Annotated in this window: 17 protein-coding genes; 11 read left to right on the top strand and 6 right to left on the bottom strand. The window is 65.9% G+C overall.

The features are described from left to right. Positions 1–7: 7 nt before the first annotated feature. Positions 8–799: a carbon-nitrogen hydrolase family protein gene (locus tag SH602x_RS09750; protein ID WP_479476604.1), complete on the top strand. Its 792-nt coding sequence runs from the start codon at positions 8–10 to the stop codon at positions 797–799. Positions 800–803: 4 nt separating this feature from the next. Here SH602x_RS09750 and SH602x_RS09745 read toward each other — a convergent pair whose 3' ends face one another. Beyond that, entirely contained in the window at positions 804–1763 is a 960-nt protein-coding gene (locus tag SH602x_RS09745) for a right-handed parallel beta-helix repeat-containing protein (protein ID WP_479476603.1), read from the bottom strand. Between the two features lie 287 nt (positions 1764–2050). On the opposite strand from SH602x_RS09745, the gene SH602x_RS09740 reads away from it, so the two are divergent. Beyond that, positions 2051–2974, top strand: a complete 924-nt coding sequence (locus SH602x_RS09740; protein WP_479476602.1) for a sugar phosphate isomerase/epimerase family protein — start codon at positions 2051–2053, stop codon at positions 2972–2974. 112 nt (positions 2975–3086) lie between these two features. On the opposite strand, the gene SH602x_RS09735 is transcribed toward SH602x_RS09740, so the two are convergent. The 3 genes from SH602x_RS09735 to SH602x_RS09725 all read right to left on the bottom strand — a co-directional run bounded on the left by SH602x_RS09735 (position 3087) and on the right by SH602x_RS09725 (position 6049). Further along, positions 3087–3914 (bottom strand): OmpA family protein, encoded by an 828-nt coding sequence (locus tag SH602x_RS09735; protein ID WP_479476601.1) that lies wholly within the window; start codon positions 3912–3914, stop codon positions 3087–3089. Between the two features lie 80 nt (positions 3915–3994). Beyond that, a complete protein-coding gene (locus tag SH602x_RS09730; protein ID WP_479476600.1) occupies positions 3995–5185 on the bottom strand; it encodes a S1C family serine protease in 1191 nt (396 codons plus the stop codon). A 417-nt stretch (positions 5186–5602) separates the two neighbouring features. Continuing rightward, positions 5603–6049 carry a TraR/DksA family transcriptional regulator gene (locus SH602x_RS09725; protein WP_479476599.1) on the bottom strand — a complete coding sequence of 149 codons (447 nt, stop codon included), beginning with the start codon at positions 6047–6049 and terminating at the stop codon, positions 5603–5605. A 676-nt stretch (positions 6050–6725) separates the two neighbouring features. Here SH602x_RS09725 and SH602x_RS09720 point away from each other — a divergent pair. The 6 genes from SH602x_RS09720 (at position 6726) to SH602x_RS09695 (ending at position 15889) form a co-directional block, all read left to right on the top strand. Further along, positions 6726–9506, top strand: coding sequence for a hypothetical protein (locus SH602x_RS09720; RefSeq protein WP_479476598.1), 2781 nt, complete (start codon positions 6726–6728; stop codon positions 9504–9506). A 221-nt stretch (positions 9507–9727) separates the two neighbouring features. Next, on the top strand, positions 9728–10327 hold the full coding sequence (locus SH602x_RS09715) for a DUF4254 domain-containing protein (protein ID WP_479476597.1): 600 nt from the start codon (positions 9728–9730) through the stop codon (positions 10325–10327). 123 nt (positions 10328–10450) lie between these two features. After that, a complete protein-coding gene (locus SH602x_RS09710; protein WP_479476596.1) occupies positions 10451–13483 on the top strand; it encodes a hypothetical protein in 3033 nt (1010 codons plus the stop codon). A 258-nt stretch (positions 13484–13741) separates the two neighbouring features. Further along, positions 13742–14137 (top strand): TadE/TadG family type IV pilus assembly protein, encoded by a 396-nt coding sequence (locus SH602x_RS09705; RefSeq protein ID WP_479476595.1) that lies wholly within the window; start codon positions 13742–13744, stop codon positions 14135–14137. 79 nt (positions 14138–14216) lie between these two features. Then, positions 14217–15422 carry a VWA domain-containing protein gene (locus SH602x_RS09700; RefSeq protein WP_479476594.1) on the top strand — a complete coding sequence of 402 codons (1206 nt, stop codon included), beginning with the start codon at positions 14217–14219 and terminating at the stop codon, positions 15420–15422. Positions 15423–15457: 35 nt separating this feature from the next. After that, positions 15458–15889, top strand: coding sequence for a TadE/TadG family type IV pilus assembly protein (locus SH602x_RS09695; RefSeq protein ID WP_479476593.1), 432 nt, complete (start codon positions 15458–15460; stop codon positions 15887–15889). Between the two features lie 154 nt (positions 15890–16043). Here SH602x_RS09695 and SH602x_RS09690 read toward each other — a convergent pair whose 3' ends face one another. After that, entirely contained in the window at positions 16044–16607 is a 564-nt protein-coding gene (locus SH602x_RS09690; protein WP_479468805.1) for an RNA polymerase sigma factor, read from the bottom strand. Between the two features lie 1236 nt (positions 16608–17843). Here SH602x_RS09690 and SH602x_RS09685 point away from each other — a divergent pair. Then, positions 17844–18104 (top strand): hypothetical protein, encoded by a 261-nt coding sequence (locus SH602x_RS09685; RefSeq protein ID WP_479476592.1) that lies wholly within the window; start codon positions 17844–17846, stop codon positions 18102–18104. 57 nt (positions 18105–18161) lie between these two features. After that, positions 18162–19061 (top strand): tyrosine recombinase XerC, encoded by a 900-nt coding sequence (gene xerC / locus SH602x_RS09680; protein ID WP_479476591.1) that lies wholly within the window; start codon positions 18162–18164, stop codon positions 19059–19061. Positions 19062–19402: 341 nt separating this feature from the next. Here xerC and SH602x_RS09675 read toward each other — a convergent pair whose 3' ends face one another. Continuing rightward, positions 19403–19597: a hypothetical protein gene (locus SH602x_RS09675; RefSeq protein ID WP_479476590.1), complete on the bottom strand. Its 195-nt coding sequence runs from the start codon at positions 19595–19597 to the stop codon at positions 19403–19405. A gap of 754 nt (positions 19598–20351) precedes the next feature. On the opposite strand from SH602x_RS09675, the gene SH602x_RS09670 reads away from it, so the two are divergent. Next, positions 20352–21938 carry a hypothetical protein gene (locus tag SH602x_RS09670; protein ID WP_479476589.1) on the top strand — a complete coding sequence of 529 codons (1587 nt, stop codon included), beginning with the start codon at positions 20352–20354 and terminating at the stop codon, positions 21936–21938. The last annotated feature ends 49 nt before the right edge of the window (positions 21939–21987 follow it).

Raw genomic sequence — 21987 nt, 5'->3', positions numbered from 1 at the left:
GATCGCCATGAGCCTCTTCCGCATCGCGATGGCGAATATCCAGTTTCCGGACTCGCCGCAGGACTCCGTCGAACGGGCGATGCTGGCCATCGAGCAGGCAGGTCGCGATCAGGCGAAGATTCTCTGCTTCCCCGAATGTTACGTTCCCGGGTATCGGGCGCCGTCGAAGAACGTGCCCGTGGTCGACGAAGCGTTCCTGAAGGGAGCCTGGGCGGTCGTCGCCGAGGCGGCGAAGCGCGCCCGGGTGACGGTCATCCTCGGGACCGAACGGTTCGTCGACGGCAAGCGGACGGCGACCGCCCTGGTGATCGACGATCAGGGAACGCTGGTCGGATTTCAGGACAAGGTCCAGATCGATCCGTCCGAGGAGGGCATCTACTCGCCCGGTTCAGGCAGGCGCCTGTTTCACGCAGGCGACTGCACTTTCGGCATCGCGATCTGTCATGAAGCGTTTCGCTATCCGGAGACCGTTCGCTGGGCGGCCCGTCGCAGAGCGCAGATCGTCTTCCATCCGCAGTTTCATGAAGCGGAGGCGGGATCGTATCGCCCGACGACCTACGGCGATCCCGCGAACACGTTTCACGAACAGACGCTGTTATGCCGGGCGGCCGAAAACACAATCTGGTTCGCGACCGCGAACTGTGCCGGCGAGGGCTCTCCGACGACTTCCGCCGTCGCACGCCCCGACGGCACGCTGCTCTGCTGGCAGCCCTACGGAAAGGAGGGCCTGCTCCTCGCGGACCTCGATCTCAGCGCCGCGACCGGTCTGCTGGCGAGCCGGCTAAAGACCGAAGCATGATCCCTCACGGGGTCGTGCTGACGGGTTCTTCGATCGGCAGTTCCGCGGAGGCGGGCGCGACGGCGGCAGCTTCGCCGACCGGCTTCTCGACCCGGATATAGCCCCCCGCTTCGACGATCGCGGGCGCCGTGTTGGCGAGAACTTCGCAGCCCGTCACGAGCACGCGGGCCTGACCTTCCGCACGGATCTGGGCCTCGCGGTTGTCGCCGACCAGACTGTCGATCAGCGAAGCGCGACTGGCTCCGCCGAACGAGACGCCGGAGCGACCGTTCCCGCGGGAAGTGACGTCGACGATCGCGACGTCGAAGGCGTTCGAGTGGACGTTGATGCCGTCGACCTGGAAGCCCTGCAGGATCACGTCGCGGATCTCGACGTTCCGCACTTCGTAAAGCGTGATGCCGACCGGGTGGAGCGCGCAGGCCAGGTCGTAATCGAGCGGAAGCTTCCCAGGCTCGGTCGCGAAGTAGATATGCGACCCGACGATCGCCCATTCCTTCGGAGCCAGTTCGGGCACGGCGCCGTGCGTCGCGGCCTTTTTCTCCACAAGCGGCAGGCCCGCGTCGTAGAGCACCTGATGATGCAGACGGTAGGGCCGATAGCGGAACACGTTGTCGCGGTAATGCTCCCACTGCAGGTGGGGCACCGGCGTCGTGCCGTCGATCACGGACCCGTTCCCCACCAGCCGGAACGGGAAGTCGACCGTGCCGCTGTGACGGCCTCCCTGGACGGAGACCGACTCGCGATAGGGTTCGCCCGTATTGGCTAGGACGACCGTATCAGCCTTGCCCGCGGAACGCATCGCCCGGTCGATCGTGCGGAAGGGTCCGCTTCCCGCGATGGAGTTGTCCCGGGTGCTGCCGTCGTTCAGGTCCGATCCGGCGACGTTGTCGACGAACCACTCCGCTCCCTGAACGGGAACGCCGGTCGCGAGCGCCAGCAGGAGACATCCGACGAAGAAGCGCACAGGCGTTTCGGTCCTGCAGAAGGTCGCGCAGCCGAATACGGCCGGGCAGTCAGAACGGACTCGGAGAGAAGCGGCCCAGCGAAGCGACCGACATCAGGCCGGACGATCCGCAAAGTCGCTACAGTCTAATCAGTCGCTGCGATCGGTCCAGCGATCTCGCCGAAAACCGCGAGCCGCCAAGTTTGCGGACCGCGCACGCGAGGACTAACCTTGACGATCGTCATAACCTGCCCAAGAGAATCGACCGCTACGTCCGGCAGCTTGAGCACAACTGAACGAGGTCCGACGTGAAAGTCTCCCCCATCGGCGCCGGCGACTCCCGCAGAAGCTTCCTGCTCGGCTCGGCAGGGCTCTTGCTGGCTGCGACCGCGTCGCGCCCGTTCAGCGCCTTCGCGGCGGAACCGATTCCCCGCATGGGCGAATCGTTCTTCAAGTTCAGCCTGGCGGCGTACAGCTATCGCAGTCTGCTGACCGGCGATGCTCCGCCGCTGAAGCTGGAGGATTTCATCCGCGACTGCGCCGCGCTCGGCCTCGCGGGGACGGAGCTGACGAGCTACTACTTTCCGCCCGAGCCTGCCGACGAGTACCTGATCGGGCTGAAGAAGCTCTGCTTCGATCTGGGGCTCGACGTGTCGGGCACCGCGATTCGCGGCGACTTCGGCGTGCAGGGCGAAGCGGCTCTGCGGAAAGAGATTCAGGACGTGAAGACCTGGATCGACCGCGCGGCAGTACTAGGCGCGCCGGCGATCCGCATCTTCGCGGGCCACGTGCCGAACGGCGCCGATCCCGCGGCCGTCCACAAGCAGATGGTCGCCTCGATCGAGGAGTGCTGCGAGCATGCCGCGGGCGCGGGGATCTATCTGGCGCTGGAGAACCATGGCGGGCCGACCGCGACGGCGGAGGGCCTGCTGTCGCTGCTGCGCGACGTGAAGAGTCCCTGGCTCGCGGCGAACCTCGATACGGGGAACTTCCACTCCGACCGGATCTACGAAGAGATCGCCGAGGTCGCCCCCTACGCGGTCAACGTACAGGTGAAGGTCGTCGTCTCCGGGCCGTCGAAAAAGAAGGAACCGACGGACTACGCCCTGATCGCGAAGATCCTCCGCGACTCCGGCTATCGCGGCTACGTCGTCCTCGAATTCGAGGAAGCCGGCGACCCTCGCAAGGAAGTTCCGCGGCACCTCGACGAGCTGCGCGCCGCGTTCGCGTAGCGACGCGAACGTTCTGCTGAGCTTTCCCGTAGGGCAGGCGCCCCGCCTGCCATCGCCGCGGGTACCAGCCTCATGGCAGGCGGGGCGCCAGCCCTACAAGAGCGGGGAAAGCTTAGTTGAACTTCTCGGGATAAACCGCCAGTTCGATCCGGCGGTTCTTCATCCGACCGGCGAGCGTTCCGTTGGAGACCAGAGGCTTGTTCTGCCCCTGGCCCATGACGAAGAACTGGCTCTCGGGCAATCGCCCCTGTTCCACCAGGTAGCGGAACACGGCGGTCGCCTGCTCGGTCGAAAGCTGCGTCTTGGCGGCGTTCGGAGCCGCGGTTTCGGCGTCGAGGTGCCCTTCGATGCCGATGATGTTCTTGGGGAACTCGCGACGCACGGCTTCGGCCACCTGATTCATGACCGCTCCGGCCTGGGGCGAGAGCTGACTGGTGCCCGGCATGAAGAGCTGATCCGAGGGAACCGAGATCCGCAGGATGTCGCCTTCCTGTCGCACGTCGACGCCCGGGATCTGGATCGTGCGCAGGGCCTCGGTCCAGTTGGCGCCGGGGGCGATCGCCGCGCCGATGCGCTTCGTCGCCGAGGCGAACATCCCCTGCACGTCGCCGGTCGCCTGCACGCTCGCGGTCTTCACTTGCTCCGCCTGAGCGACGGCGTCGGTCAATTGCCGGCGAAGCAGCTCGCCTTCCTGCTGCAGGATCTGGACCTGCTGCTTGGAGCGGGCGAGCTCCGTATGCAGGTCCTGATTGTTCATGTCGAGCTGCTGGACGCGATCGTTCACGTCCGCGAGCTGCGAAACGACCGGGTTCTGCGGAGCGGTGTTCGCGCCGACCGCCCAGTTCTGCTGCTGCACGAAGGGATTGTTCGCGCAGCCGCTCGCCAGAGCGACGATGATGCCGCCCGACGCGAGAATGGCGATGAACCTGTTTCCGGTCATGTCAAAACTTCCGGGATAAGTCGCGGGAGACTATCGAACGGGGCCGCCGCCGACAAGACGAATCGGGAGAGACGATCGTGCTACGGAGCCTCGTACGCGTTGCGTTCGGCCAATTCCAACGCCAGGTCGTAGAGCTTGCCGTCGCGAAACACGACCAGTCCGACCCGTTTGCCGACCGGGGTCAGGCTGACCAGATTCATCAGGTGGTTGTCGTCGCGAATCGGCGAGCCGTCGAACTTGACGATCACGTCGCCCTTGCGAAGCTGAGCGATCGCTGCCGGGGATTCAGGCGTCAGGCCCGAGACCCGTGCGCCCGAACTCGAAGGAACGCCCAGTCGCCCCGCCTCAGCGGCGGAGAACGTCGCATCCAGCCGCACCCCCAGGTAGCCCCGACGGACCTCGCCGAAATCGACCAGTTGGTGTGCCACGGCGAGCGCCATGTTGCTGGGGATGGCGAATCCGATCCCTTCGGATCCGCCGGAGGCGCTGGCGATGGCCGTGTTGATGCCGACCACTTCGCCCCGCAGGTTCAGCAGCGGTCCGCCGCTGTTGCCGGGGTTGATGGCGGCGTCGGTCTGCAGGAAGTCCTGGAAACGCAGCTCGCCCGTGCCCAGCCGCAGATCGCGCCGACCGATCGCGGAGACGATGCCGAAGGTGATCGACCGGCTGAGTCCGAAGGGGCTTCCCACCGCCAGGGCGAAGTCGCCGATCTCGATCGCGTCGCTGTTGCCGAAGGTCGCCGGCGTCACCCCGACGAGCGGCAATTCCAGCACGGCGATGTCCGAATCGACGTCGGAGAAAACTCGCGTCGGCTGCACGGCGCGGCCGTCCGACGTTTCGACGCGGATCTGCTGCAGCGCCGCGCCGTCGATGACGTGACGATTGGTCAGGGCCCAGATCTTTCCGCCCCGTTCGAGCAGCACGCCGGAGCCCGCCTCTTCCAGCGCGCTCCCCTTACCCGACGCTCCCGCCTTACGGGCTTCCAGATGGACGACCGACGGTTCGATCAGGCGGTAGACGTTCTTGATCAGCCGATTCTGCCGCGCGACGAATTCGGCGTCCTCGGCGATCTGCCGGCGGAGTTCCGCCGCCTCGCCCGATGCGGAGAGCGCCGTCGCCGGCGCGGCGAGAAGTTGCGGATCGCGTCCGAGGTCGACGAGGCGATCGCCCTGCGCAAACGCGGAGGACGTCGGCCCGACGAACGCAGGGGCGAAACCGAAACCAATCGCCACGAAGAGGGGCGAGACGGCGAAGCGGCGGAGCGTAACCAAGAGGGGGCCTTCGCACGAAGTAACGGGAAACGCGGAGCGTTCGAGTCCGTTCGTCGCGTCGCAGGCATCCGATGCCGCGGAAGCTTCGTTCGCGTCTCTGTACGGCGCCGGGAGGCGGAGAGTTCCGCATCCCTTCGCCGCTTCTCGTCGGGCTGGCGCCCCCGCCTGCCGGGAAAGCGAGCGAGGGTCCGATGGCAGGCGGGGGCGCCAGCCCGACAGGAAATGCGCAAACGAAAAAAGCTCGTCCTTCTCTTCGGAAAGACGAGCTTGGTGAATCGCGGAATTTCTCAAGCGGCGGAGCAGGTCGCCCGATCCCGACACGCGCTCGTGCCCCTTCTTCGCGAAGAAACGCGCCGTCGTGCAGAACCTGCACGAACGGAGGTCGATCCCCGCGACCGGGTCGCTTCGGGTCGCCGACTACGCGTCGACTTCCAGATCGGCGAGGCGGATCTCTTCCTTTTCCTCGTCGCTGAATTCGAGCGCTCGGCCCCAGTCGCCGTTCCGATCGGCGCGATGGCCCCGCTTCTCCAGCGCACGTTGCGCTTCGATGCAGAGCGTCGCATACGGAAGGGCCTGCAGCCGGGCAAGCGGAATCGGCTTGCCGGTGACTTCGCACAGACCGTAGGTGCCGTCTTCCATTCGTTCGATGGCACGTTCGATCTGGGCCAGTTCGCGGCTCTCGGCTTCCATCAGCGCGCTGTTCAATTCGCCCTGCGACGAATCGAGCGCGAGGTCCAGCAGATCGCCCCCCTGGTCGCGCAGCTCGTTGAGCAGCGTCCAGTCTCCCTCGATCGCCCTGCGCAGCGCGTCCCGCCGCTTCAACAGGACCTTCTTGAGCTGCTCGAGTTGTTGCTTTCTACCCATCGATGCGTTCCTCGTTGAGGCGCCGTTCGTCCCCCAGACATTCGTCCGGGAGGCGGGAATCTTCCGCGGCCCGATTCGCCGCCGATCTCTGCTGCGGGGGAGCCGCCGAGGGATCGGGGACTTCGTGCGAAGACCGGATCGCGCGGGAAACCCTATTCGCTCGGTACGGGATAATACGTCTCAGTCGCCGGTCGAGTTCCGACGTTTCCCCCAAAATGATAGGAGGCGTCGATCCGGTGAGAATGAGAGTCCTTCCGGGTCGCCGCGCTGCGCTCTGGGGAGCCCGTCGGCCGACTCGCTCCAAGTGCAGCGCCTGCCGGGTTTTGAATCGATTTTGAGCCCGTCGTCATCGGGAATTTTTCCTCTCGGAAAATCCCCCAGACACTTGACGCGTCGAACAGAAAATGCTCTACCCCGCAGCGGCTGGGGAGCATCACGGGACGCTTCCGTCTCCTAACGGGGCCCATCTTTCCGTCAGAACGGCGGCAGTTTCCGCGGCCTGATCTTCCGGAACCGCCCCGCCCCTCCCAACCGCACCGCGATGTTGACGTACGCAAACGGCGACGTATCCGTTTGGCGACACGTTTTTCTGCGCCCGCGCTTCTGACCCTTCGTCGGACGCATCGGCCGCCAGAGGACGTCGTCGCCTCGGAACATCTTCGGAGCGTGCGGAAACATGTCGGCATCGGCCACTTTCGATTCGTCGGGCATCGCGGAATCTCTCGTTCCGCTGCGGCTTACCGTTCGCGGCGGCGGTTGCGACGGGCGCACGCTCACGGTCCGCTCGGAGAGCTGCCTCGTCGGCTCGGCGGGCGACTGCAACCTCCGCCTCGGACCGTCGGCGCCGGAAACCGTCTGCGAACTCGTTCGCTCGGCCGATGAAACGATCGTCCGCAGTCGCTGCGAGTCCGTCCGCCTGAACGGCGAAGCGTTCGACGAACGCCCCCTTCGCCCGGGCGATCGCCTCTCGGTCGAGGACGTCGAAATCGTCGTCGAGGAACAGGGATCGCCCCGCATGCCGGCCAGGCCCTCGCGCCCGGTCGCTCGCGGCGAAGCGAAGAGAAGCGCTCGCTGGGACGGCGCCCTGCTGGTGGGCGAGCTTCGCCGATTGCAGGAGGAACTGCGCGTCGCGACCGGACGGCCTGCGTCGTCCGCCGAAGCGCGCGACCTGATCGAACAGGAATCTCCGCTCGCCGATTCGCTCCGTACGCTCCTCAAATCGGAACGTGCCGAAACCGAACGACTCAACGAACGACTGACCGCGTCCTATCGCGATCGGGAAGAACTCGATCGTCGCGCGGCGGAGCTGGAAGAAGCGCTGCGTCAGGCGACTGACGGCATTTCCGCCTCGGTCGAAGAGCAGCGACGACTGGAAGCCGAACTCGACGCGCAGGGCCGCGAACGGGACGACGCTACGCGAGCGGAGATGGATTCGCTGCGCGGCATGCTCGGCGACGCCCAGGACGAACTCGAACAGATGCGTCGGGTCTACGAGGCCCGCGTGCAGCGTGCCGAAGAAGTCGCGGAAGAACAGCGTTTAGCTGCCGTGACCCGCGCGCTGGCCGAAGCGGACGAACGCTTCGCCGCGGAGCGTTCGCGGCTGGAAGAACTGGAATCGCAGCGCTTCGCCGCCGCCGAGGCTCGCGCCGCGGCGCTCGAGGAGCAGGCGAACGATCTCATCGAGCGACTCGCCCGGGCGGAAGCCGAGGCGAACGAGCGCCTGGCGATCGCGATCGAGTCTGCCGTGAAGGAGGCCGAGGAGCGCCTGCGCTCGGAACTCGCGGCGACGTCGTCGACGGATCTCGCGTCCGAGCGGGCCGAACTTGAACTTGAACGGACGAAGTTTCGCGAACAGCAGCGCCTCTGGGACGCAGACCGGGCAGAATACGAGCGCCTCGCGATGGAGCAGACGGCGCTGATCGCCGAGAAGCAGCGCGAACTGAGCGAAGCCCACGATCGCCTGGCCGCCGCGGCGAACGCGACGCCGTCGAACGTCAGCGAACAGTCGTTCATCGACGTCGATCGCCAGGCCTGGGAAGAAGAGAAGGCCGCGTTCGAGGATCTGGCCCGTTGCCGGATGGAAGAGCTGGCCGAGAAGACCCGCCTCGTCGAAGAGCGTCTGCGTGCGGCAGCCGAACGGCAGCGCCTGGAGATTCAGCGGGAACGCGAAGAACTGGCCCGCGAACGCGAGGAAGCGCTTCGCGACGTCGCTCGTCCGCAGGGCGGCCTGGCCGATTACCTGCAATCGGATGACGAAGAGCTGGCCGAGCCGACCTATGAATCGGCTTACGAACCGACGTACGAAACCGCGTCGCCGGTCGAAGAGTCGTCGTCGTTCGATGAGCCGGCGCACGTCTCGCACGACGAAGCGACGATCGAAGAACCGCGGCGCGGCGGCTTCCGCTTCTTCGGCGACTTGACCGAATTCGACGAACCCGCCAGCGAAGCGTCGCCGGCCGTCGGCGAACCGGCTGAAGATCGCGAGGTCCTCGACGCCTTCGAGGCGGAGCGTCAGCGACAGATCGCCGAAGATCGCCTGTCGCGCTTCGCCCCGCGACCGGAGCGGTTCGAAGAAGAGCCGGCGGTCGAAATCGACGCCGACGCCGATCGCGAGGAAGAAGCTCCCCACGAGGCTCCGGCTTCCGGATTCCTCCTGCGCGACTTCCTGAACGGCGACGAAAACGAAGGCGAAAGCGGAACGAACTTCGACGCGCACGATGACTCGATGGAACTCCCGCCGGCGACGGAGGTAGAAGCTCCGCCCAGCAGCGTGGCCGAGTTGCTCGCCCGCATGGGTCACACCATCGACGAGACGGACGATCTGTCGACCGAATCGTTCGACGGAGCTACCGACCGCGAAATGGAACGACCCGCGTTCGGCGGACATACTTACGCTGAGCCGCAGCCGGTCGAACCGCAAGCTTCGTTCGCGCCGGCGCCGGCCGAGTCGGAAGAGGATTCGATCGACGACTACATGCAGAGCCTGCTGCGACGCGTTCGCGGCGAGTCCGCCGTGCAACTGACGCAGCCCGTACACGACGTTCGTCGGGCCACGATCGCGCCGACCCCGAAGCGGGCGCCCGAAGCCGAGGTCGAACCGGTCTCGTTCGTGCCCCTGACGGAAAGCGAATTCACGCCGCGCTGCGAAGCGCCCGAGCAGAGCGACAAGCTTTCGGCGATGCGCGAGCTGGCGATCGAATCGACCCGGTCGGCCATCTTCAGCAGCGCCGTGCGAAAGAGCTACGGCAAGACGGCCACCACCGCGGCCCTGTCAGGCGTCGCAGCGATCCTGGGAACGCTGGCGCTCTGGTTCGGAGCCGAGGGCAACCTGCTCGTCGTCGGCGCCGGACTGCTCGCCTGGACCGCCTCCGCCGTCTGGGGCTACCGCGCCTGGAAGAGCCTCAAAGAACTCCGCCGCCTCTCGGCTCCGGTGAAGAAGGCGACTTCGCAGAAGTAGCGACGATCGCTTTCGCTCGGAGCGCCCGTCGCATGCGTCGCTCTGAGCGACCCAGGCGCCTCGATCTGAGCGAGGGGCGTGACCCCCCGCTCAGGAAAATGGCCCGTTCCATCGCTCCGCCGGTCCTCGAAAACGATCTTGAGGCTGCCCGAAGCGAAGGAGTATGATCCCCGGCCGTATTCGCGACGGACGCGGACGATCGATCAAGGAAGGTCTGAAAGATGCTCAGCGCTGCCCTGGTGACGGAACTGCAGGAATCCCTCGTTCAGGAATGGCACGCGGCGCCGATCGAGGAGCGCGGCGAAGGGTTCTATCGCCTCGTCGCCGAACAGCATGCCTTCAACTTTCGGCTCTGGCACGAAGAGGATAAGGCCCGCTCGCCCGTCGCGACCGACCGCGAAATCGCCGCCGTGAAGCGGGCGATCGACGGACTCAACCAGCGCCGCAACGACTGGATCGAACGGCTGGACGACTGGATCACGTCCGATCTGGCCGCGAAGCACGTCCATCCTTCGCCCATCGCGGTGCAGGAAACGGAAACCCCCGGCAGCGCCATCGATCGCCTGTCGATCATCGCCCTGCGGATCTTCCACCTGGACGAAGAGCTCGGTCGTCGCGAACCGCACAGCGAAGAGGCCGAGCGGATCGCCGCCAAGCTGCGGACCTGCCGCACGCAGCGGCTCGATCTTTCCTGCTCGCTGCAACGACTGGTCGGCGCCATCTACGCCGGCGAAAAGCGTCACAAGACCTATCGCCAGAACAAGATGTACAACGACCCGTCGCTGAACCCGCACGTTTACAACGCCCGCAAAGCGGCGTAACGTCCTCGCGAGTTCCCGACGACGGCCTTCGCCCGTCGTTTTCGACCGGCCCTTCCGAGAATCCGCCTGCGTGACGCCCCCCGGGCGGTTACAACGTGGGCAGGGGTCTCTGCCGCGCCTGTCATGAATCGACTCTTCTGCGCGACCGTCGTTTCGCTGCTCGCGCTCGCGGGCCTTGTGCTGCTGGCGTGGGGCGTCGCGGGCTGGTGGAGCTTCCACCGCGACTCGTTCGTGGAAGAGCTCGCCGCGATCGAAGCGCTGGCCGGGAAAGACGGCGTCGTCGAATACCGCCGGCAGGGCGAAACGGCGCCGCACGAGTTCGACGCGAGGAAGGAGCAGAGACGCGAAACCCTCCCATGGAGCCTGCCGTTCGTCGGTCGCGTAGAGGCGGTGAACGTGGCGCGAAACGGTTTCGCGACGGTTTCTCCTCCCGCGCCCGTTCGCGATCGCGCGATGCGTCTCCCCGGCGTGCGTTGCTACCTCGGTCCCGAGACGCCGTACGCGCGGAACTGGTTCCCGGAGATCGAGCAGTCGGCCGACGATTTGCCGTTCGGACGCCCGCTGCCGACGCTTCCTCCCGAGACGATTCCGATCGGGAGCCTGTCCGAGCCGTTCCCGAAGGGAGATCCGCTTCCAGAGGAGGAAGTTCGCGAACTCGCGCGGCGGATCGAAAGCTACTGGCGCGCTAAAACCTCGGCGCGACCGAGACTGGAACGGGTCGAGACCGAAGTGGGCGGCCAGGACGACTTCTACGGTTCGACGCATTGGGAGATCGTCCTCGACGACGGCGAACGCCGGATCGACGTCGGATCCGCCGGAGTCCTGGAACGCCTGCGCGGGGGCACTTCGCATCTGTTCCTGCGAACGGAGGAGGCGCTCTACGTCGCGCAGTCGGAAGCGGGCGTGTGGCGCATCGCCGCGGCGTGCGATCTCGATTTGCCGGAGGCCGAATCTCGGAAGCCGGAGGTCGCACAGCCCGAGAGATTCGCTTCCGATCCGCACGAGTTTCCGATCGGATACTTCAGCGATCGGCCCGTCGATCTCCTGGGACCGCAGGGCGAGAACGTCGTGCGGATCGATCGCCTCGACGAGAACCGCCTGCTCGTCGAAACGAAACCGTGGCATGCTTCCTCCAGTCGCGTGGTCCGGTTGTCCGCGATCGTCCGCTCCGATCTGGATTTCGGCATCGAGCGCTACCAGGCGTTCGCCGAAGAGTCCGACTGGGGCCGGACGACGATTCACGCCGGCGTCGTGCGACTGAAGCGGGAGGGACACGAACCGGTCGTGACCGAGGCCCTTCGGACGCAAAGGTGGACCGCTTCCGAAACGTCCGACGAGTTCCTGCCGGGCTACGTCGACGGATACGTCCGGACGCGAATCGTCACGGAGTTCGACCCCCTCTATTCCGAATGCGTGTTCGATCCGCGGTCGTACGACCCCGGCCTGCCTGAGTCTGGCGAGCTACCCGTCTGGCGAACGTATCGCGTTCTGTCCGCTGCCGGACTCGCGTTCCTGCTGCTGGCGATCGGCGGCGGGATCGTTTCAAGTCTGAGACGTCGACCCATTCGGGAACCCGCCGGTCGACCGGAGGAACGCCGGCGCTTCGGCCTGCGGTTCGGCTTCGCGACGATGCTCGCCTGCGGACTGCTGGTCATCAGCTTCGCGGGCTGGATCAAGGGCTATCTCGACGATGCGCGGGAACAGAACGAGATCCTTGCGGGGCTGTCGCGGGAAGGCGTGGCCTTTCAGGTCGAACGCGATGCCCCCGGCTTTCCGTGGCTGTTCGTTTCGACCGATGCGATGCCGCTCGATGCGCCGCTGCGAAAGATCGCGTTCCGGCAGCCCGTTTCGCCGGTCGCGCTGGAGCGTCTGCTTCGTCAGGATGCCGATCTGGGGTACGCGTTCGAGGACTCGTCCGACGACCCGCTCCCTCCATTCACGGACGACGGCGCTTCGCTCGACGACCATTATGAGGCGCTGGGCGGCGCCGTTCCGGACTTCGTCACTCTGAACTGGCTGGACGATGGGCAGCAGCAGGCGCCGAGTCCCGAAACGACTCTCGAAGGCGCCGCGCGCGAGCGGGTCGTCGCCGAGGCGATCGGGGCGTGGAAGCAGGCCGCGGAGATTCGACCGACGTCCTATCTCGTCGTCGAGCGAGTCAACGCCGCCGCCACCGCTTACGAACGCCTGACCCTTCGCGACGAGGGCCTCGTCCGAAACGGCGACTACATCGCCGGGACCGCCTGGACCGAATGCCTGGACGGTCGCTATCGCCGACGCTTCGCGAAGTGCGGAAATCGCTGGGAGTTGATCTTTCGACGCGCGCTCGACGGCGAGGCGGACGTCGCGGCAGCCGAAGAGCCGGCGAGCGAGGACTCCGTCGACGAACGAGCGCGGGACGGCGCAGCCAGCGCGCTAACCGATCCGGCGGCGACGATTGCACGGACGGTGCCCGAGGCTCGCCTGCCTCGGGCGCCGTATTGTCTGCCCCCCTGCATCGCCGCGTGGAAGTGGACGGCTCCGCTCGACGAGGCGCTGACGCGTCTTCAGGCCGAAGATATCGCGGCGGTGGAGCGGATCGACGACGACCGCGTGCGGTTCGACCTGCGATTCCCCTACTCGAACGCCGAAGACCACGATCCGGAGCAGGACCCGTCGCTCGAACGGCCCCTCGTCGTCGCCTGGGCGATCGTCGCGAGATCCGACCTCGACTGGGCCGTCGAACGCTGCGACTACGTGGACGAGATCGTCGTCCGGACGAAGCCCACGCCGGTGACTCTGGGAGGCGGGCGCGTCGAGCAGCGGTCTTATCGCGGGCGCCACCGCCGGGAGTTGACGACCTATCATACGCTCGCCTCGCGCGACGGACGCGTGGCGTTCGACGGAGCCTCGTTCTCGTACCGCGAATCGACGCTCGGCGTCGTCCGCAAGAACCTGTTCGGGACATGCTACTACGCCGTCGACCTTTCCCCCGAGTTCGCCGGTCCCGTCTTCGATCGCGCGACGGTCGACTCGCCCGATCCGCCGCTGCCGGAGCCCGATTCAAGGCTGCCCTGGTATCTCGTGACGGGCGCTCTCGCGTGTGCGGCGCTGGTCGTTCTTGGAGCGAGGCGGACGCTTTCGCCTCAGCGGCGCCGCGAGAAAACGACCGGCTAATCGGCACAGGCCGCACGGACAGTCGCCGCCGGACCGTAGTTCGCTGCGGATTCCCGGGGAGATCCCCCCAAAGGACCCTCTTCCGGATCGGATTCGACCTACGTTTTCGCAATCGCGGGAGGGTCTGCGCCGTCGGGTGCCGACCCTTCCGAGTCCCGAATTCGTACCGACGATCGTTTCCCCGTCATGCGCATCGTGCCGACAGCTTCACGCCTCGTCCCCGGTCGTCGGTCTCCGACGTCGACCGCCCGGCGTAGCGTGCTGCGCAGGGCGAGCTCGCGACGAGCGACCGCGACGGTCGAAACGGCGCTGGTGCTGCCCGTGCTCATTTCGCTGGTGTTCGGCTCGATCGAAGCGGCGCACGGTATCCACCTGCGGCAACTGGTCGGCGGCGTCGCCTACGACGTGGCTCGCATCGCGACGACCGACGGCGGATCGGAAGCCGATGCACGCCTCCGCGGGCTCGAGATGCTCGCCGGGGCGGACATCAAAGACGCCGTGATCACGATCTCGCCCAGTCCGGCGGAGTCGGCGCCTCGCGGCTCGGACGTCACCGTAACGGTGTCCGCGCCGCTGGGGTCTAACTCCATCACCAAGAGCGACTTCTTCCCGCTGCCGACCGTCGATTACCGGGTGGTGATGGTTAAGCAGTGACGTCGCCCGTTTCGCATCCGATCCGATCGCCCCTGGCGGTCCGCTCCCTTTCGCACGTTCGCCGATTCGAGGCCCTGAGATGTTCGCCCGCACCGGCTCCGCTCGTTCGCTAGCTTCCCGCCGCATCGTCGCCCGCCGCTCGCGCTGGGGCGGCATGATGGCCCTGCTGGCGTTTCTGCTGGTGGTCGTGATCGCCGCCGCGGCGTTCACGATCGACATCGCCTACATGCAGATGGTGAATACCGAGCTGCAGGTCACGCTCGACGCGTCGAGCCGGGCCGGCGTGGTCGCCCTGACGGAGTCCGGCACCATCGCCGATGTCCGTAAGGAAGCCAAACGCGTCGCGAAGCTCAACCCCGTCGCCGGTCGGACCTTGAACCTCAAGAATAAGGATATCAAGGTCGGATCGGTGACGCGGCAGCCCGACGGCTCGTACGCCTTCAACGCGAACGCCACCCCCTACAGCGCCGTTCAGATTAACAAGGAACTGTCGGAGGCCGCCGGCGACAAGTCGGTCGCGCTCTTCCTGGGCGGCTTCTTGGGTCGGGACACTTTCAATCCGGGGCGCGCTTCGACGTCGGCTTTCTACGAGCAGGAAATCTGCCTGGTCATCGACCGCTCGCACTCGATGTGCTTCGATCTTTCAGGCAACGACTGGGACTATCCGTCGGGGGCTCCGTGGAACTCGTCGAGCCAGGAATACCCGCCCTACAACCCGGGCAGCCGCTGGGCCGCGCTGGAAGACGCGACGCAGACGTTCTTCACGACCGTGGAGGAAGTTTGCGACGAGAAGCCGCGAGTTTCGCTCGTGACGTGGAGTTCGACGATCTCCGCCTCGAGTCTCTCGAGCAAGCTGAAGAAGTACGCTCCCATTGCGGCGTCGATCGACGTGCCGCTGACGACGACCTACCCGACGATTCAGACCTCGCTTCAGGCACGCGGCGATCTCCCGATGCTCGGTTCGACGAACCTTTCGGCAGGGATGATCGAAGGCCAAAAGGTTCTGACCGGTACGGACGTCAAGCCGTACTCGAAGAAGGTGATGATCGTCATGACCGACGGTCAGTGGAATCAGGGGACCGACCCGAAGATCACCGCCCGGGCGATAGCCGATCAAGGAATCACCATTCACTGCGTGACGTTCCTGTCGAACGGCGGCGCGAGCACGATGGAACAAGTCGCCGCGATCGGCAAGGGACGTCACTTCTACGCCGGCGACGCCGACGGGCTCCGCGACACGTTCGAAGAGCTCGCCCGGATGCTCCCCGTCGTGACGATTCAGTAATCCTCCGCGCCGCCGTCCGAAGCGGAGTCTCCGCCATGCCTGACTTCAGAATCCGAACCGCATCGACTCGCCGCGCCACGTCGCGCCGCGGGGCGACGACCGTCGAAATGGCGTTCGTCGTGCCGATCGTCTTCGCGCTCACGTTCGGGGCGCTGGAATTCGCCCGGGTGAGCATGGTGCGTAACACGGTCGAAGACGCGCTCTTCGAAGGCGCGCGGCAGAGCGTGCTGCCCGGCGCCACGTCGGCGAAGATCACGACCAAGGTGAACGCCGTGCTGGCAACCACCGGCGTGAAGCAGGCGACCGTCACGGTCGACCCCGCCACGATCCAGGCGTCGACGCAGAAGGTGACAGTCCGGATCCGCGTGCCGATGAGTTCGAACAGTTGGCTGCCGATCTACATGACCGGCAACGTCTTCATCGACAAGAGCTGCACGCTCAGCCGGGAACGGACGTTCGCGGGGTAGGCAGAATCGGTCGGACGGAGTGAATAACAAAAAAGCGGGCCGGCGATTGTCGCCGACCCGCTTCTTCTTTGGACGCGAGTTCTCCGGCCGTTCCGGACTCGGGGGGTTTACGCCCCCCCCGCTCAGAAATGCCTGAGAGCTCAGCGAACGACTTTCACGCGCTCATCGTCGGCTCGAGCTGCTGGGCGAGCCGCTTCCGGGCGACGTGAAGCCGACGCTTGATCGTCCCGACCGGCGCGTCGAACGTCTCGGCCATCTCCACGAGGGACTGCCCCTCGAAGTAGAAGGCCTCGAGCGTCTTCCGGTCGAGCTTCCCCAGTCGAGACATCCCCGCCCGGAGCTGCTGCTTCGCCTCGTCGGCGATCGCAGCCTCGTCCGGGGGAGCGATCTGCACGCAGGTCGCTTCGAGGATCTCCGGCTCCGTCGAGATCGCCTGCTTCTGGCGACCGAGGGAGTTGAGCGCCATCCGCCGGGCGATCATCGCGATCCACCCGCCGAAGGCCTCCGGCGTGTCGAGCTGGTCGAGCTTGAGGTACGCCTGGAGGAAGACCTCCTGCACGAGTTCCTGGGCGGCGGCGTCGTTCTTGAGCCACTGCCGGGCGATCGCGGTCACCCGAGCGACGTAGCGCTCGTAGAGCCGCTCGAAGGCGAGCTGCGAACCGGTCCGGGCCTCGTGCACGAGCTCGGCGACAGTCTGAATTTCCTGAAGGGCGGTCATGCGATAACTCTCTCTCGGCATCGGAGAGTCGTTCGTCTTCGCGAGAGCCTGGCGCCGCGGCATGCGGGCTCGGCTCGATCGCGAAGAGAGCGATCCCCAAGGTTGAACGGTACGGTCGGGAGAGTTCGAATCGCCGCTAGATCGAATGCGAGGCAGATCGGGCTAAGAACGTACGCTCAGACCCTTCGTCTGAGGCCGTCTCAGCGATCTGCCGGCAATCGGTTTCGGAGCGAGCCGAACGGGCTCAGGCTGCGAGCCTGGATTGCGGGGCGGATCGTCTGGTCGGTAGCGCTTCGAGGGTTAGCGCTTCCCGAAGGCGGCTGGCGTCTTTCGACGGTTTGCCTGCCTTCGGCGGGGTTGCCGGACTCGCGAACCCGGCAGGCGCGAAATACGCCTGATAGGTCCACGCGTCGCGTTGCATCGCCGCTGCCAGGCACATGCCTGATGCGGAGCGATGCCATCCCGTTCCGACGTGGGACGTTCGCCCTCCCGTTACGCGTACGTGCGTGCCCGGACAGCCGCGACGGCAATCCGAACCCAGACCCGAAGCGAACGAGACGGCGGCGCCCTGAATGGCGTTGACGTCAGCTTGCTTGGCGAGGTTGATCGAATTGCTAATCATCGCGACGGCTCCCAGGCGCAGACGCGCCGTTCGAGAGAGTGCAGAACCGAAAGGAATCGTGCGTGCCGGTCATGCGAGACCGGAGCTGAAACGCGCGAATTCCAGGTGCGAACCGTGCCCCGTCACGCAGGGATAACCCTGCGCGAACCGTGGCCGTTCACGGTGACTCAGACGAGCCTCCGTACTAAAGGTTCGCATGGGGACGCGATTTTTATCTGCGAATTTCCTCCGAGCAACGTGTTTTTCTCCCAGGCGCGGCTAGAGGAGGCGTTCCGCCGGCGACGTCATCGTGGCGCAAATCTCTTCTTGGACAGCGCTTACGAACGACCGATCGACGCCGGACGATCGCTTCGCCGTTAGCGGAATATTTGTGCACCGTTCGAGGGAGGACATTTTACGGGAGGGGCAGTCATTCCGCCCGGACCGCCTGTTCGACACTGCTCCCCCGACGGAGGCGGCATCGGGCGGCTCGCCGGGCCATCGGCACGATCGTTACGAACTGACAGAGAACGGCCGCAGCGACGAAGGCCCCGACTTCCGGTCGATGAACAGGACGACGCGACCGCGAAGCGTGCGGCTCGTTTCCAGGGTTCGATCGTCGCGGGAGCGGTGCAGTGTCGACGGATGACTCCGCGGAAGACCAGTCGCAGGAAGTGAACGTGATCGCCCTCACGAAAGGCGAGGAACGTTTCATCTTTCTCTACGACGACTCGCGGATGGCCGACGCGCTGAAGGTACTGGGACGCTACGCGTCCGACCCGGCGCTGTCGTTCAACTGGGTCGACGCCGCGATCGTCTCCGACAAGATCCGCCGCCACATGCGGAACGTCCCCTCCGGCGCCGTGAAGGTCGAAGTCATCCCGCCGCTGGATTGAGTCGTACGGGTCGAGTTCGCCCGACTCCTGTAAGGCAGGCTACAAGAGCGTCGCTTCATGCATGCCGCGATCGGACGCTTCCTGCGCTATCTCGTCGCCGAGCGAAACGCTTCGCCGCTCACGATCAAGTCGTACCGCGAGGACCTGTCGCTCCTCGTCGACTGGTTCGAGCAGCAGTTCGGTCGCACGCCCGATCCGAAGAAGCTCACCCCGCAGGATCTGCGAGCGTACGTCGCGGCCCTCCACGAAGCAGGCTACGCCAAGGGAACCGTCGCGCGGCGCCTGGCCTCAATGCGGAGCTTCTTCAAGTTCGTCATGCGCGAGGGGGGCATCGACTCGAACCCCGCGAAGCCCCTTCGCAATCCGCGCGGCGAACGAAAGCTGCCGCACTTCCTGACGGGCGACGAGATCAAGCGCCTGCTCGAAGCGCCGCCGAAGGACGAACCGGCAGGACTCCGCGATCGGGCCATCCTGGAAACGATGTACTCTGCCGGCCTCCGCGTCAGCGAAGCGGTGGGCCTCAACGACGACGATCTCGACTGGGATCAGCGTCTGCTGCACGTCTACGGAAAGGGCAAGAAGGAGCGCCTGTCGCCGCTAGGTTCGTATGCCATCCGCGCGCTCGAAGCCTGGCTGGCCGTGCGCGAACTCGCGGCCGACGCCGAGGTCGATGGCATGACGCCGGTCTTCGTCAATCGCTTCGGCACGCGTCTCACGACGCGCAGCGTCGGACGCATGCTGGAGAAGTACATTCGAGAGAGCGGCCTCGACGGGCGCACTTCGCCGCACACGTTGCGACACAGCTTCGCGACGCATCTGCTCGATCGAGGCGCGGACATTCGCAGCGTGCAGGAACTGCTGGGGCACAAGTCGCTGACGACGACGCAGATCTACACGCACGTCAGCTCGGCCAACCTGCTCGAAGCATACGAACGTGCCCATCCGCGAGCGCGATGAGCTCGATCGACGAAGGGGCCCTTCCCGACCGCGATGCAGGTGCGCGGGAGAGCGTTCGTCGCCCTGGATGCGCGAAGCGCATGCCGCAGCGAGGCGACGGAGGGCCAGGAAGCGACCTGGCGAATGAATGCCGAGCCGGCAGCGCGCCAGAACACTGAGCCGGCAGCGCGCCGGACGCGTGAACGCGCCCGACGTCGTGCCGACACGGTGCACAGCAGGCGAATCGAGCCGACGTAACGTCGTCAGCGACGACGACGATCTGGTGCGATCGCGTCGACGCCCGACGACGACGGCGTACGGAGGTTATCCGCTCGCCGCGCGTCGCAGTCGGCAGGACGCGCTTACGAGCTGACCTTCGCGGTCTTCTTCTTCGGAGCAGCCTTCTTCGAAGCCTTCTTGGAAGCCTTCGGAGCGGCCTTCTTCGCGGCCTTCTTCGGAGCAGCCTTCTTCGCGGCCTTCTTCGGAGCGGCCTTCTTCGCCGACTTCTTGGAAGCCTTCTTCGGGGCGGCCTTCTTAGGCGACTTCTTGGTTGCCATTTCCTATGGCTCCTCGAACGAGAGTCGGCGTTCGGAATGAATATCAGAGCTTTCCGTCCGAACGCCGTGAACGCCGGAAGCTCTAACGCCAGAACGCGCGGAAGATGCAGGCCGCAGCTATAAGATCGCGCGAATTGCGCGACGTCTCATACCGGGCATCGCATGAGAGAGCGGGCGGGAAAGGCCGTCGCCCCGAAAGAAAGAAGCCGGTCGAGCCGCATCCCTTCCTTAGAGCGCTCTTAACCCTCCGAGCCCGCCGAACTCGTCTCCCGTCGTCGTACCATCCTCGGAAACGACCTACGTGCGAACCGCTGCGGCCTGCCTCATGGCTGGCCAGCCGGTCCTTCGATCGACCTGCGATCGAGCTTCCGACCCCTCGGTTCGCCGCCTCCCTGACGTCCGTCCTAGACTGGCGTCTGGAGTTAGCTAAGCGACCTTCTCCTTAGTCGCTAAGTCATGCTGCTTTTACTGACCGCCTAGCTTGACGCATTGAATTACTCTGCCAACTTTTCGTCAAGTGGTTTTATCTGTCTTTAAGACAAATTCCTCTCTTTTTCTCTTGCACTAAAGTCTTCAGCGCGCATCCGCGAAGCTCTTCGACTCGACGAAGCGCGCCGCTTCTCGGCGCGAACGCGCGCATCGGCTCGACTTCGTTCCGCGCAAGCGCATCGCTTCTCCGAATGCCCCTTGCTCAGCGCGCGAACGCATCGCGCGGCGCGCTGCGGACGGGTCGCGACCTCGCTACGATCAAGCCATGGACCCTGCTCTCGAAGAACTGGTGCGTCGTTACTCCGAGCTCGAAGCGCGGCGCGACGCCGAGGCGACGCTCGCCGTGCAGCGCGCGCTGCTCGACGTCGATGACGAGACCGCGACGCGCCGCTTGCGCGAACTTGCCGACGAGATCGAGAACTCGCGCGTCGCGGCGCTGCTCGAAACGGCCATCGAGCGCGCGCTGACGACTCGCGAGAGCCCGCAGGCGTTGCGCCTGTGGCATCTCGGCACGCGCGAGGGCGAAGCGTCCGGATCGCTGTGGCACGAAGCGTACGCCCGCTCCCTGGCGGCTCAGCCGCTGCGAGGACACGTACTGCGGCTCGCGTCGCGAGTGCGAGACGAAGAGGCGCTCGCTTTCACGGTCGATCGACTCGCGAACGATCCGCCGGCTCAACCGGAGCAGGTCGATGCGGCGCTCGCCGAGTGGTTCGCGCTGCCGAAAGAGCATCTCGCGCGGTTCGTGCCGGAGCTTACCGCCGCGCTCGCGCATCCGGCAGCTCTGGCCGGAGCGCTCGACTTGATGAACTGGTCGACGCGAACAGGACACCTGGATCGACATCCCGCGCTCGATCGCGAAGCGACGCTCGCTCAAGCGCTCACTGCGGTCGTCGCGCGGCTGCAGGAGTTCGTCGGCGCAGCGGTCGAAGAATCTGAGGCTCCCGCGCGCGCCCGAGAGATCGAACGCGCGGTCGCGCTCTGCGTCGCGCTCATCGACGCGCTCGGGTGGATGAAGTCCGAGCGAGGTCGCGATGCGCTGGGCGAAGCCTTGCTCTTGCCGCATCGTCGCATCCAGACCGAAGCAGCCGCCGCGCTCGCGCGCCGAGGCGATCCGCGCGGCGCGGAACGGCTGGCCGAACTCTCGCTCGACCCGGCCTCGCGACTGCGGGCGAAGAAGTACGCGCGCGAACTGGGGCTGGAGGATCGCCTGCCCCCGCAGGCGCGCGGGGAGATGGCCAACTACGAAGCGGAACTCGCCGCCTGGCTCGCTCATCCGCGAGCGATGGGGATGGCTCCGACCCGGATGGAGTTCGTCGCCCGGCGGAAGCTGCCCTGGGCCGCGGCGGAGCAGCCGGTCGACTACGTGCTGTTCCGCGTCGAATATCGACTCGGCTCGGCCTGGTATGAGAATCTGGCCTTCGCGGGTCCGACCCCCTTCGCGACGTCGTCCGACCTGACGCGATTGTCAATCTATGACGCCTGCGCGCTGCTTATGGGAACGCACGCGGAACACGACTCGATCCGCCGGTGGACCGTCGACCCCGCGGAACTCTCCCGCTGGTCGGGCGCGCTCGACCGTCTGGCGGAAGAAGGCCTGACGCTCCACAACCCCGAGTTCGTCGCCGACTTCTTCGAGGAACGCTGCCTGGTCGGCGAGTTCGACCGCGAGGGGAAGAAAGGACGCGCCGTGCTCGTCCGCGGGGAGACGGAGCCTGGCTACTGGCTGCCGTTCGACGACGCCCCGCGACCGGTGACCGCCGACGAGACGTTCGCGATCTGGATGGGTCGCAAGTTCTTCGAGGCCTTCGGGTTCCCGGAAGAAGGAGCGGAGTCTCCGGAAGTTAACGAGTAGGCAGGCGATGGCCTGACTCACGCGAAATCGGCTTCGGCGCCTCGAAACC

The organism is Lignipirellula cremea (assembly GCF_056501455.1).
This window is presented reverse-complemented; position numbering and strand designations above follow the sequence as displayed.